Source organism: Pseudomonas sp. BN505 (genome assembly GCF_029873175.1).
Taxonomy (GTDB): Bacteria; Pseudomonadota; Gammaproteobacteria; order Pseudomonadales; family Pseudomonadaceae; genus Aquipseudomonas; species Aquipseudomonas putida.
The window spans coordinates 111862-129351 of sequence record NZ_SSOI01000032.1; the positions used below are offsets into that span (position 1 = coordinate 111862).

Sequence of the window (17490 nt, forward strand, 5' to 3'; positions counted from 1 at the left end):
CCTTAGTTCACCCACACCCGCGCGTTGCGGAACATACGCATCAGCGCGGCATCTTCCTGCCACTCATCCGGGCGCCAGGAGTTCTGCACGGCGCGGAACACACGCTCCGGGTGCGGCATCATGATGGTCACACGGCCGTCGCGGCTGGTCAGGCCGGTGATACCACGCGGCGAGCCGTTCGGGTTGGCCGGGTAGGCTTCGGTGACCTTGCCGTGGTTGTCGACGTAGCGCAGGGCCACGCAACCGGACAGGTCGGCTTCCAGCAGTGCCGCTTCGTTGGCGAACTCGGCATGGCCTTCACCGTGGGCGATGGCAATTGGCATGCGCGAACCGGCCATGCCCTGCAGGAAGATCGAGTTGGACTTCTGCACCTCGACCATGGCCACGCGTGCCTCGAACTGCTCCGAGCGGTTACGCACGAAGTGCGGCCAGTACTCGGTGCCCGGGATCAGCTCGTGCAGGTTGGACATCATCTGGCAACCGTTGCACACGCCCAGGGCGAAGCTGTCGGTACGCTCGAAGAAGGCCTGGAAGGCGTCACGGGCACGGGCGTTGAACAGCGCCGACTTGGCCCAGCCTTCACCGGCACCCAGCACGTCACCGTAGGAGAAGCCACCGCAGGCGACCAGGCCCTTGAAGGCCTCGAAGTCGACTCGGCCCGCGAGGATGTCGCTCATGTGCACGTCGATGGCGGCGAAACCGGCGCGGTCGAAGGCGGCTGCCATCTCGACCTGGCCGTTGACGCCCTGCTCACGCAGGATGGCCACTTGCGGGCGCACGCCCTTCTTGATGTACGGCGCGGCGATGTCGTCGTTGACGTCGAAGCCCAGCTTGACCGACAGGCCCGGGTTGTCTTCCTCGAGCAGCAGGTCAAATTCCTGGTCGGCACAGTCAGCGTTGTCGCGCAGGCGCTGGATCTGGTAGCTGGTCTCGGCCCACTGGCGCTGCAGCATGCGACGGTCGTCGTCGAACAGCACTTCGCCGTTCAGGCTGATGGACACTTCGGCGTTGTTGACCGGCTTGCCGATCACCGCGACGCACTCAGCCAGGCCAGCGGCGCTGAACTGTGCCAGTACGTCCGGGGTGGCATCCTGGCGAACCTGGATGACCGCACCCAGCTCTTCGTTGAAAAGAATGGCCGGCACGTCCTTGCGGTTGTCGGTCAGTGGGTCGAGTTGCAGGTCGAGGCCGCAGTGGCCGGCGAAGGCCATTTCCAGCACGGTGGTGACCAGGCCGCCGTCGGAACGGTCGTGGTAGGCCAGCAGGTGGCCGTCGGCGTTCAGGCCCTGGATCACGGCGAAGAAGGCCTTGAGGTCTTCGGCGTCGTCGACGTCCGGTGCCTGGGCAGCGATCTTGCCGTAGGTCTGGGCCAGGATCGAGGCGCCCATGCGGTTTTTGCCACGGCCCAAGTCGATCAGGATCAGGTCAGTTTCGCCCTTGTCCATGCGCAGCTCAGGGGTCAGGGTCTTGCGGATGTCGGTGACCGGGGCAAAGCCGGTGATGATCAGCGACATTGGCGAGGTGACGCTCTTCTCGCCGCCCTCATCGCTCCACTTGGTCTTCATCGACATCGAGTCTTTGCCGACCGGAATGGTAATGCCCAGCTCCGGGCACAGCTCCATGCCGACAGCCTTGACGGTGTCGTACAGGCGGGCATCTTCACCCGGGTGGCCGGCAGCGGACATCCAGTTGGCCGACAGTTTGATGTCGGACAGCTTGTCGATGCGCGAGGCCGCCAGGTTGGTCAGGGTTTCACCGATGGCCATGCGGCCGGACGCCGGGGCATCCAGCAGCGCCAGCGGGGTGCGCTCGCCCATGGCCATGGCTTCACCGGTGTAGACGTCGAAGCTGGTGGCGGTGACGGCGCAGTCGGCGACCGGTACCTGCCAAGGGCCGACCATCTGGTCGCGGGCAACCAGGCCGGTGATGGTGCGGTCGCCGATGGTGATCAGGAAGCTCTTGCTGGCCACCGCCGGATGGTTCAACACGCGCTGGACGGCGTTGTCCAGGTCCAGCTCGCTCGGGTCGAAGTCATCGCCCAGCTCGGCTTCGCGGGTAACCGAACGGTGCATGCGCGGCGGTTTGCCCAGCAGCACGTCCAGCGGCATGTCCACAGGCGTGTTGCCGAAGTGGCTGTCGCTTACGGTCAGGTGCGGCTCTTCAGTCGCTTCGCCGACCACGGCAAACGGGCAACGCTCACGCTCGCAGATGGCCTGGAAACGCTCGAAGTCGACCGCGCTGACAGCCAGCACGTAACGCTCTTGCGATTCGTTGCTCCAGATTTCGTGCGGGGCCATGCCCGGCTCGTCATTGGGCACGTTACGCAACTCGAAGCGGCCACCACGGCCACCGTCGTTGACCAGTTCCGGGAAGGCATTGGAGATACCGCCCGCGCCGACGTCGTGGATGAAGGCGATCGGGTTGTTGTCGCCCAGCTGCCAGCAGCGGTCGATGACCTCCTGGCAACGGCGCTCCATTTCAGGGTTTTCGCGCTGTACCGAAGCGAAGTCCAGGTCAGCCGAGCTGGCACCGGTCGCCACCGACGAAGCGGCGCCGCCGCCCAGGCCGATCAGCATGGCCGGGCCGCCGAGCACGATCAGCTTGGCGCCGACGGTGATCTCGCCCTTCTGCACGTGGTCTTCACGGATGTTGCCCATGCCACCGGCCAGCATGATCGGCTTGTGGTAGCCGCGCACTTCCTCGCCGTGCGGGGTATTGATCGACTGCTCGAAGGTACGGAAGTAACCGGTCAGGGCCGGGCGACCGAATTCGTTGTTGAACGCAGCACCGCCCAGCGGGCCTTCGATCATGATATCGAGGGCGTCAACGATACGCTCTGGCTTGCCGTAAGCCTGTTCCCACGGCTGTTCAAAGCCCGGGATACGCAGGTTGGAAACGGTAAAGCCGGTCAGGCCAGCCTTGGGCTTGGCGCCACGGCCGGTAGCACCTTCGTCACGGATTTCGCCGCCAGAGCCGGTGGAAGCGCCCGAGAACGGGGCGATGGCGGTCGGGTGGTTGTGCGTTTCGACCTTCATCAGGATGTGCACCGGCTCCTGCACCGCGCCGTACTGGCGGGTTTCAGGGTTCGGGAAGAAGCGGCCGGCAACATTGCCGACGATCACCGAGGCGTTGTCCTTGTACGCAGACAGCACGCCTTCGCTGTGCATCTGGTAGGTGTTCTTGATCATGCCGAACAGGCTTTTTTCCTGAGCCTGGCCGTCGATGTCCCAACTGGCGTTGAAGATCTTGTGGCGGCAGTGCTCGGAGTTGGCCTGGGCGAACATCATCAGTTCGATGTCGTTCGGGTTGCGAGCAAGGTTCTGGAAGGCCGCGACCAGGTAATCGATCTCGTCTTCGGCCAGGGCCAGGCCCAGGTCGATGTTGGCCTGGGCCAGGGCCTCACGGCCGCCGCCCAGGATGTCCACCGAGGTCATCGGCTTGGGCTGGGCGTGGCTGAACAGGTCGGATGCCTGCTCCAACTGGGCCAGCACACGCTGGGTCATGCGGTCATGCAGTTCGGCGGCAACCAAGGTGGCGTCAGCGTCGCTCAGGGTGCCGGCAACGTAGTAGGCGATGCCGCGCTCCAGGCGCTGGATCGACTGCAGGCCGCAGTTGTGGGCGATGTCGCTGGCCTTGCTGGCCCACGGCGAAATGGTGCCCAACCGCGGCACGACCAGGAACAGGCGGCCGGTCGGCTCCTGTACCGGCACGCTCGGGCCGTACTTGAGCAGACGGCCCAGCACCTGCTGCTGGTCGGCGGTCAGCTCGCCATCGACATCGGCGAAGTGGGCGAATTCGGCATACAAACCAGTAACAGCGGGGACTTTCTGGCTCAGTTGCTCGAGTAATTTACCGTGGCGAAAGGCAGAAAGGGCAGGAGCGCCGCGCAGGATCAACATCGTCGGGACAGCCTCAGGAAGGGGTGTGCTTAGAGGCCGTGCATTCTAGCCTAATTCGATGGCTTTCGGCACCCGCTCTACGCCACGGCTGCCGGGCGGCGTAACCGGACTTTCGGGTCAGATTTCCGAGGGGTTCGCCTTGGGTTCTTCAGCGATTGGGAGATCGAGCGCCGCCTGCGCGGCGCTCGATCTCCCGGACGGTGAACCTCTAAAGTCAAGCTACAGAGCACATCAAGCGCTACCAGACAAGCTAACCGTTGTCGAGATATGGTTGAACCGGTCCTTTGCGTATACTGCAACCTATGTTCGCCCACACTGCTTTGCGCCAGCGTTGCGCCAAATGGCTTCTCGCAACCGGACTCTTTCTGCTGCTCGGTGCCTGCGTTGAAAAACCCAGCACCCTCGAGCGCGTGAAGGAGGATGGCGTGCTGCGCGTGATCACCCGCAACAGCCCGGCCACCTACTTTCAGGATCGCAACGGCGAAACCGGTTTCGAGTACGAGCTGGTCAAGCATTTCGCCGACGATCTCGGGGTGAAGCTGGAGATCGAGACTGCCGACAACCTCGATGAGCTGTTCGACGACCTCGGCAAACCCTCCGGCCCGGTGCTGGCAGCCGCCGGCCTGGTCAGCAGCGAGCGGCGCACGGCCCAGGCGAAATTCTCGCACCCGTACCTGGAAGTGACCCCGCAGGTCATCTACCGCAACGGCCGCCCGCGCCCAACCAATGCCAAGGGCCTGGTCGGCAAGAAAATCATGGTGCTCAAAGGCAGCAGCCATGCCGACCTGCTGGCCGAGCTGAAAAAACAGAACCCCGGCCTGGAATATGAAGAGTCGGATGCCGTGGAGGTGGTCGACCTGCTGCGCATGGTCGACGAAGGGCAGATCGACCTGACCCTGGTCGACTCCAACGAGCTGGCGATGAACCAGGTGTACTTCCCCAACGTGCGCGTGGCCTTCGACGTGGGCGACACCCGCGACCAACGCTGGGCAGTGGCAGCGGGCGAAGACAACAGCCTGCTCAACGAAATCAACGAATTTCTCGACAAGGCGCAGAAGAACGGCACCCTGCAACGCCTGAAAGACCGCTATTACGGCCATGTCGACGTATTGGGTTATGTGGGTGCCTACACCTTCGCCCAGCACCTGCAACAGCGCCTGCCCAAGTACGAAAAGCACTTCAAGAGCTACGCCAAGGTCGAGCAGGTGGACTGGCGTCTGCTGGCCGCCATCGGCTATCAGGAATCGATGTGGCAGCCGGAGGTCACCTCCAAGACCGGTGTTCGCGGCCTGATGATGCTGACCCAGCGCACCGCCCAGGCCATGGGTGTGTCCAACCGGCTGGACCCGAAACAGAGCATCCAGGGTGGTGCCAAGTATTTCATGAAGATCAAGGCCGAGCTGGACGACAGTATCCAGGAGCCGGACCGCACCTGGTTCGCCCTGGCTGCCTATAACGTCGGCAGTGGCCACCTGGAAGACGCCCGTACTCTGGCCAAGCGCGAGAAGCTCAACCCGAACAAGTGGCTGGACGTGAAGAAGATGCTGCCGCGCCTGTCGCAGAAGCAGTGGTATCGCCAGACCAAATACGGTTATGCCCGTGGCGGCGAGCCGGTGCACTTCGTGGCCAACATCCGTCGTTACTACGACATCCTCACCTGGGTGACCCAGCCGCAGCTCGAAGGCCAGGTGGCCGAAGGCAACCTGCATGTGCCCGGGGTCAACAAGACCAAGCCGGCGGAACAGTCGCCGCCGATGTAGGCACCATTGCCCTCAGGCCAACAGATTTCCTGTAGGAGCAGCCTTGCGCTGCGAAGAGGCCGGTATAGCCACAAAGAATCTATTGCCATGCGGGCCTCTTCGCAGCACAAGGCTGCTCCTACAGGAACCGCGCCTCTCTGGAGCGCTAGGTCTTGGCCCGGCGGGCCTTGAAGAAATCGCTGAGGATCTGCCCACACTCCTGCGCCAGCACCCCGCCCTCCACCATCACCCGATGGTTGAGGAACCCTTGGCCGAAGAATTGCCCCTGGCTCTGCACAATGCCTGCCTTGGGCTCCAGCGCGCCAAATACCACGCGCATCACCCGCGAATGCACGATCAGCCCCGCGCACATGCTGCACGGTTCCAGGGTCACGTACAGGGTGCTGCCGGGCAGGCGGTAATTGCTGGCCGATTTCGCTGCAGCACGGATGGCCACCATCTCGGCATGCGCACTGGGGTCGCTGTCGATGATCGGCCGGTTAAAGCCCTGGCCGATCACCTGCCCATGCTGCACCAGCACCGCCCCCACGGGCACCTCGCCCAGCGCCGCACCTTCGGCGGCCAGGGCCAGGGCCAGGCGCATGAATTCCTGATCGTGGCTGCGATCGATGATCTGCGGGCGCATCAGACCACCGCAATCGCGGCCATCAGGCCGGTTTCCATGTGGTCGATGACGTGGCAATGGAACATCCAGGTGCCCGGGTTATCCGCCACCAGTGCCACCTGTGCGCGCTCGTTCTTGCCCAGCAGGTAGGTGTCGGTGAACCACGGCTCCTTGATGTCGTGACGGTTGGAGCCGATCACCTTGAAGCTCATGCCATGCAGGTGGATCGGGTGCTGGTACTGGGTCATGTTCTTCAGCTCGAAGATGTAGCTCTTGCCCTTTTTCAACGTGGCGATGGGGCGGTCGGCGCAGGTCTTGTCGGTGATATCCCAGGCCTGTCCGTTGATCTGCCACATACTCGACGGCTTGTCCGGGTCTGGGGTGACCGAGACGCCGGCCGCCCACTCGAAATTGAAGTTGAGCTTTTCGGCATTCTCCAGGTCCGGCTCGGCGATCGGGTTGGCCGGCAGCGCTGGCGGCCAGTCACTCGGCGCGTCATTGCTGGCCACCGAACGCAGGGTACCCAGACGCACGAAACCATCGCGCAGGGAGATCTCCTCGCCGGCCTGGGGAATACGGATGGCGAGGCAAATGCGCATGCCGGGGCCGAGCCAGTACTCGTCCTCCAGCGGTCGCGGGGTCACCGGATTGCCGTCGAGGGCATAGATTTTCGCCTCGCAGTTGCCCTTGAGGTTCAGGCGGTACGTCCAGGTGTTGTCGAGGTTCAGCAGGCGCACCCGCACCACTTGGCCAGCCGGCAGCTCGGTGACCGAGCCGGCCTGACCATTGATGGTGATCAAGCGTCCTGCGGTGCCATTGCGCGCCGCCTCGCGAGGGATGCTGAAAGGCAGCCAGGCTCCCTGCTCGTCCACATGCCAGTTTTTCAGGCTCAACGTGCGCTCATGCTGGAACCCGGTGGGCTCACGCTCCTCGACGATCAGCGGGCCGACCAGGCCGCGGCCGAGCTCTTCGGAGCTACTGACATGCGGGTGATACCAGTAGCTGCCAGCATCCGGCACGCGGAACTTGTAGTCGAAGTACTCGCCCGGCTTGACCGGCAATTGCGACACATAAGGCACGCCGTCCATTTCCAGCGGCAGGCGAATGCCGTGCCAGTGAATTGTGGTCTCCACCGGAAGGTGGTTGATGAAGCGCACCCGCAACCAGGTGCCTTGGCGCACGCGCAGCTCGGTGCCCGGTGCCGACGGCCCGAACGCCCAGGCCTCGGTCTTGAAGCCTGGCACCAACTCGACATCCAGCGGCGCGGCGATCAGCTCGTAATCATGCCCGGCATTGTCATCTTCGACCTTGCCCAGCCAGTAACGCGCCGCGCCACCGGCGCCCAGGCCAACCACAACCAGGCCGGTCAGGCCCTTGAGCATTTGTCGACGGGTGAAGGACATCGGTGCGGGTACCTCGTGTTCTGCTCAATCAAGCTGCCAGCAGTGGCTGGCGATGAAGGGCGAATACGATACACCTGCAAATGGGAAATATTAAGTGAAAACCCGGCATCCCAAAGCAACCTGACAAGCAATAAGCACCACCGCCCTGGCTCACGGCCGTTCGAAGCTGGCACCCTTTCACTTCAACCGGACCACCGTGATGCTTACCGACACCCTCCCTGGCGACCAGCAAATGCTGATGACCCTCGCCGCACACCTCACTGAAGACTGCCCTGACATGCGCGAGCTGGCGCGTGAAGTTGCGCAACAACTCCTCGCGCGCCATGATCTGAAAGCGCTGGAGCCCGACAATGTCTACCTGCACCGTTTTCACACCGCCGTCAGCAGCCCTCGAACCTTCAACGGTTGGCAACACCTGGATCAGCCGTATGAATCCCTGACCCTGCCACAACTGGTGATGCACCGCTTCGATGCCCAGGCCCAGGACAACGCTGACGTGCTCAGTTATCTCGCTGGTTTCTACAGCGATGGGCCAGGCAAAGACGCGTATGACGAGCGTAATGAAGTTCGACTCGAAGCCAGGGACGTTCTGGATTATTTCTGGAGCATTGATTTTGCCACGGCATTCAAAACGCGGATGACGTCTTTCTGGGCCGAGCATTCAGAGAACTTCCGCACGTTGGCCAAAGCCAACTTCATGAGCAAATTACTGGAAGTTTGCGCACAAGAGCCCTCATCAGCGCTAGCGCGTCACGCGCAGGATATCGCTGACGCCCTGGTGGGCAAAACAACCTGGCCGCCGTCGCTGGAGGCCCTGCAACAAAGGTTATTACCGGGTGGCGCTACGCGGGTCTGCGCGCTCGACATTGGCGGATATGTGGCGACGGACATCCTTCGCCTGCAATTGGCCAACGGCAGCCAGCTGATTTACATGCCGGGTGATGTCGACTGTCTGCATTATTTCCCGAATAACCAGGCACTGTTCTGGTGGGTACTCTCTCACTGCACCTATGTCGAAAACCGAACCCGTTTCCTGGCACATTTTTCCCTCGACGACCGCGAAGAAGCTGACGGCAAAGTCGGGCTGAACAACCTGATCGATCTGCTCTTTCATGGCTGGGGCAACCATGATTACAGCGGTCTCAACACCCTCGACCTGGCAATTGAAGAGGACGGTTTCGACTGGCTGCGCAACAAAGCTCGCCAGCGGATGATCGATGATGCGCATTTCTCTTTGCGCTCCAACGCAGACCTGCGCAGACAATTGTGGATCGGCTACTTGAAGGCGGGCCTGCAGGTGTTCGGCCCTATGGCAGCAGTGAGTTGGCCGGTAGCTTTGGCGCTGGTGGGGGCTGGCATTGCTGAAATGGGTTTGAACATCTACCAGGCGATTCACGGGCACACGACCCGTGAACGCAAGGCAGGTATTACCGGCGCGATTTTCGCCGCCATCGAGACACTGTTCAATGCGACCTTTCTACTCAGTGCACCCGGCAAGCCCCTTACTGATTTCGCAGATGCGGCGCAAGCCGGCGCTGCGACCGAGGAAGGGTTAGCCCCGGCACCGGCGGAAGAATCAGCGCAAGAACACAGCGGGGAGCCCGAGGAGGAAAGTGCCTCAGAGGTGGCAGACGCAATTGAAACCTGGGTACCCCAGCCCTTCCGGCCAACCGGCAGTTGGGACGCACTGCGCCCATTCGAGACGAATGTAGTACTTGGCAGCAGACCTGGCACAGGGTTTCTTGAAGGTATCCATATGCAGGATGGGCAGTTTTACGCACTGATCGACGACATGCCGTACCAAGTGCGTTTTGTACCCGAACTGCAATCCTGGACCGTCGTAGCCCCTGATAACCCTTTCTCTTTTTACAAAAGCTTGCCGATCCGCCTGGATGCTGCAGGCCAGTGGCGCCCGGTAGAACGCCTTGGCCTCAACGGGGGCATGCTTTCGAGCCTGAAAATCTGGGGTCGGCCGTCAGCAAGCGCAAGCGTGCCGCCCTTGCCCGGCACCCCTTACGAAATACCAGCTGACTTGCGCGCCTCACTGACGGATGTTTCCGATGATGAGATTACAGGTGCGCGAGCGTTCCTCGACGCCCCGGATCGACAGGCCGCCATAGCCCGCTTCCGCCAGCTGCGTGATCAGTTGGCGGCCGATGCCGATGCGTTCATGGCCACAGTGCAAACACCGCCACGTCCACAGATACCCGAAATCCCCGCAAACGCTTCATCCAAAACCGTTTTCAAAACCCTGTACCAGAACACCAACGGCTTGGTGATTGGCGAAGCGCACAGTGGCCTTGGCAGCAAGCGATTGCTGATCGACAACATGCGCCTGCTACGCAAGCTGAAGGTAAACACGCTGTACATGGAGCACTTCACCACCGACTTTCAGCAAGCAGACATCGATACCTTCAACCGCACAGGCGTGATGCCGCAGGAGCTGGATCGCTATGTAGAAGGCCAGGATGTCGGCCACCGCACCGACGCCGAAGGCCGCTACACCTTTCGGCAGGTACTGGTCAGCGCACAGAAAAACGGCGTACGCATACAGCCCATCGACTGCATGGCCAGTTACCGCCAGGCGTGGGCGACACCCGTTTCCGATGTGGCACGCCAGCGCATGATGAACTTCCATGCACACTTGATTATCGAGGCAGACCAGGCAGCGCGCGGCTCGGGAAAATGGATTGCGCTGGTCGGGAGTACACACGCCAACACCTTCCATGGCGTCACCGGCCTGGCTGAAACAGAAGGCGCGCTAGGCCTTCGTGTCGAAGATCGCCCGATCGGCGAACCTGATGCTTACAGCACAGACCCTGGTGCGGATGCCCTGGACGACGATGGCGCGTTAAGGCATGTGCAAAGCGACCTGCGGCTACGCGCCGGAGTGTTGACCACCCGCCCGCCATCAGCGGATTTTGAAAGCCTGCTGGTAAGGCCTGGCGATTACGCGATCGAACGTACCAATGGCCAGGAATACCTGATCAACCGCAGCCGGGATTCGACCTTGCGACGCACGCTGATCAAGCGCGATGGGCGGTTTTACTACGTGGAGCGCCCCGACTGGCCGGCCATTCATGAACGTCGCGTTCAAAACCTTGCCGAGCTTCATGCCCGGCTGAGATTACGCGGCATGCGACACATCGCTCCTTGAGCCAGGCAAGGCACAGATACGACAAGGGCGCCTTGCGGCGCCCTTGTGGCTCAACTTATTCCCACTCTATTATCAATAGAGCTGCAAAGCCCATTCATTACTAGCATCTCCTCAACAGCACAACCCTAATGCCATGAAAAAAACCATGATTACTGGTTATCCTGGGTCGACTTTGAACTGAGCTGTTCAACCGGAATAAGCCCCGCAGCAGCTAACCGCTTACTGATAATTGCGATTTCGCGAGCATCACCGTCGACCAAAACCTCATAGAAAAGTAACATTGCATATTCTGGATAGCGTTTGAAATAATCAATCATCACCCCACTCCCTGATCGGTCTTTCATTGTGCTTGCTCCTAAAAAATACGCAGCAGTGCTAGCTCACGATAAAATACACCTAAAACGTACAATATACATGTAACAAAATCGACACAAACCTTAACTGACTAAGTTCTTGATCACATCAAGGCACAACCCTGAACATCAACTGAACACTTACATCAACTTTATATAAAACCATCGAAACAAACGCACGCAAAAACCAATCAAAATGCCTGAACCACCAAATAAGTCAAATAAAGAGCCACTTTGAACCACCTAGTTCAAGCCTTCCATAGGCTGAAGCCATTGATTTTACACTCGAGTAATGCGATAGTTGCTAAACCCAACCTGATAAAAAAACTAAAACCAAACTAATCCAGCATAAAACATGGAAGGACCCCGCAAGTGACAGAATTAACGAGAATCGAGCAAAGAGCAGACACTGCAACCAAGCTAGCCGCATTCCCAATCAACCTTTACGACATAAGATCACAAGTAAGATTGTTACTTGGCGAAGTTCAGCGGTATGGATTCTTTAATGAGTATACAAACCACAACTTCGAACATGTGGAATCAATGCTCAGAATGGCAGAATGGATAATACCAGACCAAGCCAAAGAAAAGCTGCAGCCCGCCGATTACCTCCTGCTAACTCTAAGCATATATTTTCACGATCTCGGCCTTCTCATCAGTCAAAATGAATTCAACAACCGCAGCAAGAATACTGCGTACCAACAATATATAAGAGAGCAATCTGAAAATCTACAAAACCAGGATTACAATGCAAAATTAGAAACTCTTTCACCTGAAATGCGCGAACGCGTAAATTATCAAGAATTCGTGAGACTCACTCACGGCACACGAGTAAAAGAGTGGATCCTGGGGAAAGATCGGAGCGACGAATTTTCAGCAGAGATCAAAGATGCTATTCAGGATCTTGTAGGAAAGCTCGACATCGTTATCCGTCGTGACTTAGCGTTGCTTTGCGAAAGCCATACTATAGATGATATAGCTGATACACACAAATACAAAGTCTCTATGCCTTATGGCAATACGGCAGGCGAGACGGCAAACCTACAATATATAGCCATCATACTGCGCACCGTTGACCTCTTTCAAATCACTCAAGGACGCGCACCATCCATTCTGTTTAAGGTTATCAACCCTCAAGACCCAATAAGTCAAATTGAATGGCAGAAACAGGGGGCGGTAAGAACAGTCAGGGCAGCCCCAGGCGTAGACAGAGACGGAAATGCCTCCAAGAATGCAGTATCAGACACGATTGAGATTCATGCGCGATTCGAGATATCCGATGGCTTCTTTGGCCTAACAAGTTATATCGCGTATGCAAAATCTCAACTTCAAGCCTGTCAAGAAGCGCTCAAACAAAGTGCCAAGCTACTAGCAGACCCTCCAACTTTCCCATGGAAGCACATTGATGAATCCGGAATTGAAGCCGAAGGGTTCCTCACTAAAGCCTTCGGCTTCAAGCTTGATCAGCAAAAAATCCTCGACCTTTTGACTGGGCACACGCTATACAACGATAGCGACGTAGTTGTAAGAGAACTGACTCAGAATGCTTTGGATGCCGTTCGACTACAAGCCGATATACTAAAGCAATCCTCGACCAGTTTCGGGAAAATTGAGATCCTGTGGAATTCACAAGAACGCACACTGGAAGTTCGAGATAACGGGACAGGAATGACGCAAGAGGTGATTGAGGCCCACTTGCTTAAAGTCGGATCATCAAGATACCAAGACGCTAAGTTCCGAGAAGAGCACCCAGAGTTCTCCTCCATCAGCCGATTCGGAATTGGCGTGCTCTCCGCATTCATGGTGGCTGACCAAGTGGAGATTACTACCTGCAGCACTGAAGAGAATGAAGCTAGGCAGATATCGCTTCGGTCCGTACACGGCAAATATCTTATTAAACTTCTAGACAAAACTTCTGCGAGAGATCAAATCGGGGTGTATCCCCACGGTTCAAAAGTTAGACTAACCCTTAGACCAACAGCCAAGATAGGTGACGTACTTGAGATTGCTAAAACTTGGCTAGTATTCCCGCGCTGTACTGTCTCGGTAAAAATAGACAACGAGGATGAAGTCCTAGTTGGTTACGATTCACCCAAAGAAGCAATAGAGCATCAAATCAGTACCCACAACCTCTTCCGTCATCCTGAACGAATAGAGGTGCGAGAGGTTAGCGAAGAAGGCGTCACATTGGCATATGCTGTTTTCATGGACGAACTTTACAAAGACTGGAACTTTATATTAAAGGACAGGCATAGTCGACTTGACCCAGAAGAGAATCGGTCATTCGTAGGAACCTGCATCGAAGGTGTTGGCGTGGAGTTCAATAGCCCGGGTTTTCGAAGTCCTGGAATTTTCGCAATTGCAAATATTGTTGGTAAAAGTGCACCCAAAACCAACGTTGCGCGTTCAGCAATCGAAGACACGCCAGAATATCGAGATTCGCTGAAGAGCATCTACAATCTTTACTCCAGGCACATCGATAACGAAATAACAAGACTTTCCCAAACCAAAGAATATTCGCTTTCGCGCGCAGTTGAACAGGCTCCCTACATTGCAGCACCTTTAATTTCAGAAGAATCTGACCCTGTACGCCAAAACCTTCTAGATGAAGAACTTGATAAAATTCCTTTTATTCTCAATGAAGAAAAGGGGTTGCGCACAAAAATATCATTCAAACGACTGTGCGAGTTAAACAGCTTCTGGACGACTAGGTCATCTTTAAACTCATCTGTCGAGTTCTTTGTACGGGAAGCATCAAATGACATCAGTGCATCGATGATTTTGAAAACCCTTCAAGACGGACAAACCGAATTACCAGACGGGGCGCTATTTTGCAACTTTGGCAACATCCCATACTTAGAAAAAAGAATTCGCAAGAATTTCGAACCAGTTCTTCTCCATGCTAATGAGCATGCCAGACGTCTGACTATAAGGTGGGACAAGATCGGTACAGAGCCTAGATGGTTAACCAGCCGGGAACTTCTTAATCAGGTTACCGCAAACGACCGAAGATTTTATTCGCTTACCAATATTCACAGAGAACGCAGAGGAATTGATGCCCGGCCGTCATCGTTCGCAATAGGCGAAATTGAAGTAGAAAATCTTGACGAATACAGCGATGTATACGCAGACAAACATGTCTTTCTCCATCCGAACGATAAAATTTCCATTCTCCTCAAAAGTATTTGGCAAGAGAAAAAAATCGACAGCGACAAAAGAGTATTAAGCTACCTGTTCATCCTAGAGCTATTAAGGGGTTATGGCGCCACCAAGGAAAACATAACCGCCGACACGCTCGAAAGATTAATAATGAACAACAACCTCGAATTCACAGAGGAATACATACACATTCCTGAACTGGTTGAAGCTATACAGCTAAGCAAATACAAAAGCTTTAACCCGTTTGCCTGGCGACGACGCAGCGGACTGGAGGATAACTGATATGAGTTACAACCAAAATGACTTCCTACTAGAGCGCTACAAGTACATTCTCCAACGAAAGCAGCATCTAAATGAAGCCACATTCAAAATTGCGGCAATTTACCAAACAGTGTTACTTGCCCTAGGAATCGGGCAATACAATGTAATAAGCCTATGGAAGCAAAAAACCATTGACATCGTGCTAGCAAAGCTATTTACGAACTGTATACTTGCGATGCTGATAGCCCTTGCAATCCTTGTCATTACCCTCATCGCGGGGGGCATTGTGGCGTGGCTGAAGTACAGAGCAGATGAATCAGACATCGAGTACAAAGTAAGTGGGACTCGTCGTTCAGAAATCAAATTGAAATCTATACTCCGATGGTATGAGACATATTTGATCCTGATAGTCGTAATAGTGCTTGCCGCTTGGCTATACACGTACGCCTACCACTTACAACCAATGTTAACTTAAAACGCCCCTCCCCGGAAGGAGATTAGCCTTCCGGGGTCCACTATGAAAGTCGAGTATCGATTTCGCCAACCCGCTCACTAGGTGCGACATAATAGTGCGGACTTCACTTTGTAACTTACGGATTCTTTTATCATCGCTTCATGTTCATAGGGACTTGTACCCTGGCCCCGCTTCTCTGCCAAACAAGGTTTCAGAATTTTCAAAACCCGCCAGAGGTCGCCCTTGACTTTGGCTAGCCCGGCCATGGTGTTCATACAATGATCAACCGTATTGTAGTCTTAACCCCAAACCCGAGCGAGACATCCCCGCTTCCTCGGCATAGTCTGTGATGGTCGCCTTTTCCTCGTCAGTCCCCCATACCACTATCGGCTTTCCGCGCCTTCGAGTAGGGGCCTTCCTTTTGGTGCCCTCTGTCATGGCTTGTGCTCCTAACATTGCTTTTCAGCTCTTAGACGCGTCAGCGACGGTGGGCCTCGCAGAGCAAGATACCGTCGAACCGCAGGTGAGTAAGGGGCGGTGTTGGGGGGGGGAAGAGGCGTAGCCTGTGGACCCACAACACACATCTTGCCGTCCAGCCGAGTGCAATTCAAGGCTACTTCCCATTTAGCCACGCAACCCTCCTAAACAATTTCCTTTAATTTATCTGATTATCCTAAAGTTGCCTTGAACTGCGTTAAGCTCCTCCAGAGCGGCCTTAAATTTCCTTAAATTGCTTTCAAGTGCTTTCGGTTGCCTTCAATTGCCTTGAGTTTATTATCTGAGGAGCCCATACCGCACGCATTGCCCCGCGAAAGGAAAATCCCATATGATCCTAAATTCCAGACGCCGCTAAAATTTTATGTGCCACGTCAAAATCAGAGCATTAGACCGGCACCAAAGGAGAATCCAATTGGCAAGAAAGACGCTTTCAGAACGCAGAAGCGATGCGCTTTCCGAACTTGAAACAGCTAAGGCTCGCCTTGCAAAACTCGACAATGAGGCTGCGGAAAGAATCGGAAGAATTGCAATAAAATCAGGATTGGTTAACCTTGAACTCACGGATGATAAAGTCCGAGAGGAATTTGATAGAATCGTCGAAAAGATAAGCAAGGGAAATTGACCATGAAGACAGCTCATCGAATCAACGAACTGGCTAGTCAACTCAACGAGCTGCAAGCTTGTCTAGGCCGGCCCAGTAGGCGACCTAGAGAGAAGGTTTTGACAGCTCAACGTATTGCGGCCGAGCTGGCTTTTCTAGTTGAGGAATGGCAGCTCGAAACACTGCGTATTCCTGAAGCAGAGCGTGGCATGTATCGCACACCAAACCCCTACTGCGCACTCCACTGACGGCTTGGTTATCATCAAAAAGCCCACTTCGGTGGGTTTTTTTTCTTAAATTTCACACTAAGTCAGACGGCCATATGATCGACCCGCACGACTGAAATCCTCAATAAAGTCAACCTTCTCCGCCCGAAAACCGTTTTGATTTCGGGACACTTTTAGGACTCAATCCATTGATTTGTATGCGGATAGAAACTTATCCGCATATTCATAAGCTGACCATATAGGTGAATAATTGAGCGTCGGATTATGGCAAAACGAGGAATTCAAGATGAAACCAGAACCGGGGAAATTATCGGCGTACACCGCCAGAGATCTTAGGCGAAGCGTGAGGCTTATCGTAGCGAGCTTATGCATTGGTTCGAGTCTCTACACAGCAACAAGCCCGGCTTATGCCATCTACTGCTCTAACTGCTCAACGCTTTACCAGCAAATGTTCGAGTACGCCGAACAGGTAAACACAGCTTTGAACACTGCTGAGCAACTCCAAACCCAAATCCAGCAGTACCAAAATATGCTCACTCATGGCTCGGGCTTACCCAATTCCATGTTTGGTAGCATCGCCGCGGACCTGAAAAGCGTAGTGAACATCTATCAGCGTTCACAAGCACTCGGCCGTCAAATTCAGAACATGGACGCGCAGTTTAACGTAGCCTATCCCGGTTTCGAAGACTATCTAGCTCAAGCGGCTATCTCTGGAGAGGTGCAGACGTGGGATCGTTATGAAAGGTGGTCTGAACAAGGTCGCGACAACGTTAGAAGCGCTTTGGGTGCAACAAATATAAACACCAGTACTTTTGAATCGGAAGATGCCCAGCTCGAACGCATGATGGCTCGTTCACAAAATGCCGCTGGAAGGATGCAGGCGATTCAGGCGGGCAACGAAATCGCATCGCAGAACGTGCAGCAACTGCAAAAGCTGCGCGATCTCGTTGCCACGCAAATCAACATGGAGGGCAACTACCTGGCTCAGGAAGGGGACCGGAAGGCAGCTAGCGAAGCTGCCGAACAGCAGTTTGAAGCGCGCAAAAGTACACGCGGCGGCGTGAAGGGATACTGAAATGACTATTTCAAGATGGCTCATCGTATTAATGTGCGC

The 17490-nt window shown here is 56.0% G+C and carries 11 protein-coding genes; 7 read left to right on the top strand and 4 right to left on the bottom strand.

Annotated elements, in window-relative coordinates; all coding sequences use genetic code 11:
• Positions 1 to 2 precede the first annotated feature (2 nt).
• Positions 3 to 3899: a phosphoribosylformylglycinamidine synthase gene (gene purL, locus E8E78_RS09620; protein WP_049274861.1), complete on the bottom strand. Its 3897-nt coding sequence runs from the start codon at positions 3897 to 3899 to the stop codon at positions 3 to 5.
• 302 nt (positions 3900 to 4201) lie between these two features.
• On the opposite strand from purL, the gene mltF reads away from it, so the two are divergent.
• Positions 4202 to 5659, top strand: coding sequence for a membrane-bound lytic murein transglycosylase MltF (gene mltF, locus E8E78_RS09625; RefSeq protein ID WP_016485112.1), 1458 nt, complete (start codon positions 4202 to 4204; stop codon positions 5657 to 5659).
• A 145-nt stretch (positions 5660 to 5804) separates the two neighbouring features.
• On the opposite strand, the gene tadA is transcribed toward mltF, so the two are convergent.
• Positions 5805 to 6284, bottom strand: coding sequence for a tRNA adenosine(34) deaminase TadA (tadA, locus tag E8E78_RS09630; RefSeq protein WP_049274860.1), 480 nt, complete (start codon positions 6282 to 6284; stop codon positions 5805 to 5807).
• Entirely contained in the window at positions 6284 to 7666 is a 1383-nt protein-coding gene (locus E8E78_RS09635) for a multicopper oxidase family protein (RefSeq protein ID WP_016501264.1), read from the bottom strand. The genes tadA and E8E78_RS09635 overlap by 1 nt, the downstream gene beginning before the upstream one ends.
• A 199-nt stretch (positions 7667 to 7865) precedes the next feature.
• Here E8E78_RS09635 and E8E78_RS09640 point away from each other — a divergent pair, with 199 nt between their 5' ends.
• Entirely contained in the window at positions 7866 to 10823 is a 2958-nt protein-coding gene (locus E8E78_RS09640) for a membrane-targeted effector domain-containing toxin (RefSeq protein ID WP_280312110.1), read from the top strand.
• A gap of 149 nt (positions 10824 to 10972) precedes the next feature.
• On the opposite strand, the gene E8E78_RS09645 is transcribed toward E8E78_RS09640, so the two are convergent.
• On the bottom strand, positions 10973 to 11167 hold the full coding sequence (locus E8E78_RS09645) for a hypothetical protein (RefSeq protein ID WP_280312112.1): 195 nt from the start codon (positions 11165 to 11167) through the stop codon (positions 10973 to 10975).
• A 381-nt stretch (positions 11168 to 11548) separates the two neighbouring features.
• On the opposite strand from E8E78_RS09645, the gene E8E78_RS09650 reads away from it, so the two are divergent.
• The 5 genes from E8E78_RS09650 to trbJ all read left to right on the top strand — a co-directional run bounded on the left by E8E78_RS09650 (position 11549) and on the right by trbJ (position 17451).
• A complete protein-coding gene (locus tag E8E78_RS09650) occupies positions 11549 to 14617 on the top strand; it encodes an ATP-binding protein (RefSeq protein ID WP_280312115.1) in 3069 nt (1022 codons plus the stop codon).
• A gap of 1 nt (position 14618) precedes the next feature.
• Positions 14619 to 15071: a hypothetical protein gene (locus tag E8E78_RS09655; protein WP_280312116.1), complete on the top strand. Its 453-nt coding sequence runs from the start codon at positions 14619 to 14621 to the stop codon at positions 15069 to 15071.
• Positions 15072 to 15960: 889 nt separating this feature from the next.
• The gene (locus E8E78_RS09660) at positions 15961 to 16170 is read left to right on the top strand and encodes a TraC family protein (RefSeq protein ID WP_073663422.1); all 210 of its coding nucleotides are present in this window, start codon (positions 15961 to 15963) and stop codon (positions 16168 to 16170) included.
• A 2-nt stretch (positions 16171 to 16172) separates the two neighbouring features.
• Positions 16173 to 16397, top strand: a complete 225-nt coding sequence (locus E8E78_RS29085; RefSeq protein WP_073663421.1) for a hypothetical protein — start codon at positions 16173 to 16175, stop codon at positions 16395 to 16397.
• 265 nt (positions 16398 to 16662) lie between these two features.
• A complete protein-coding gene (gene trbJ, locus E8E78_RS09665) occupies positions 16663 to 17451 on the top strand; it encodes a P-type conjugative transfer protein TrbJ (protein ID WP_280312118.1) in 789 nt (262 codons plus the stop codon).
• The last annotated feature ends 39 nt before the right edge of the window (positions 17452 to 17490 follow it).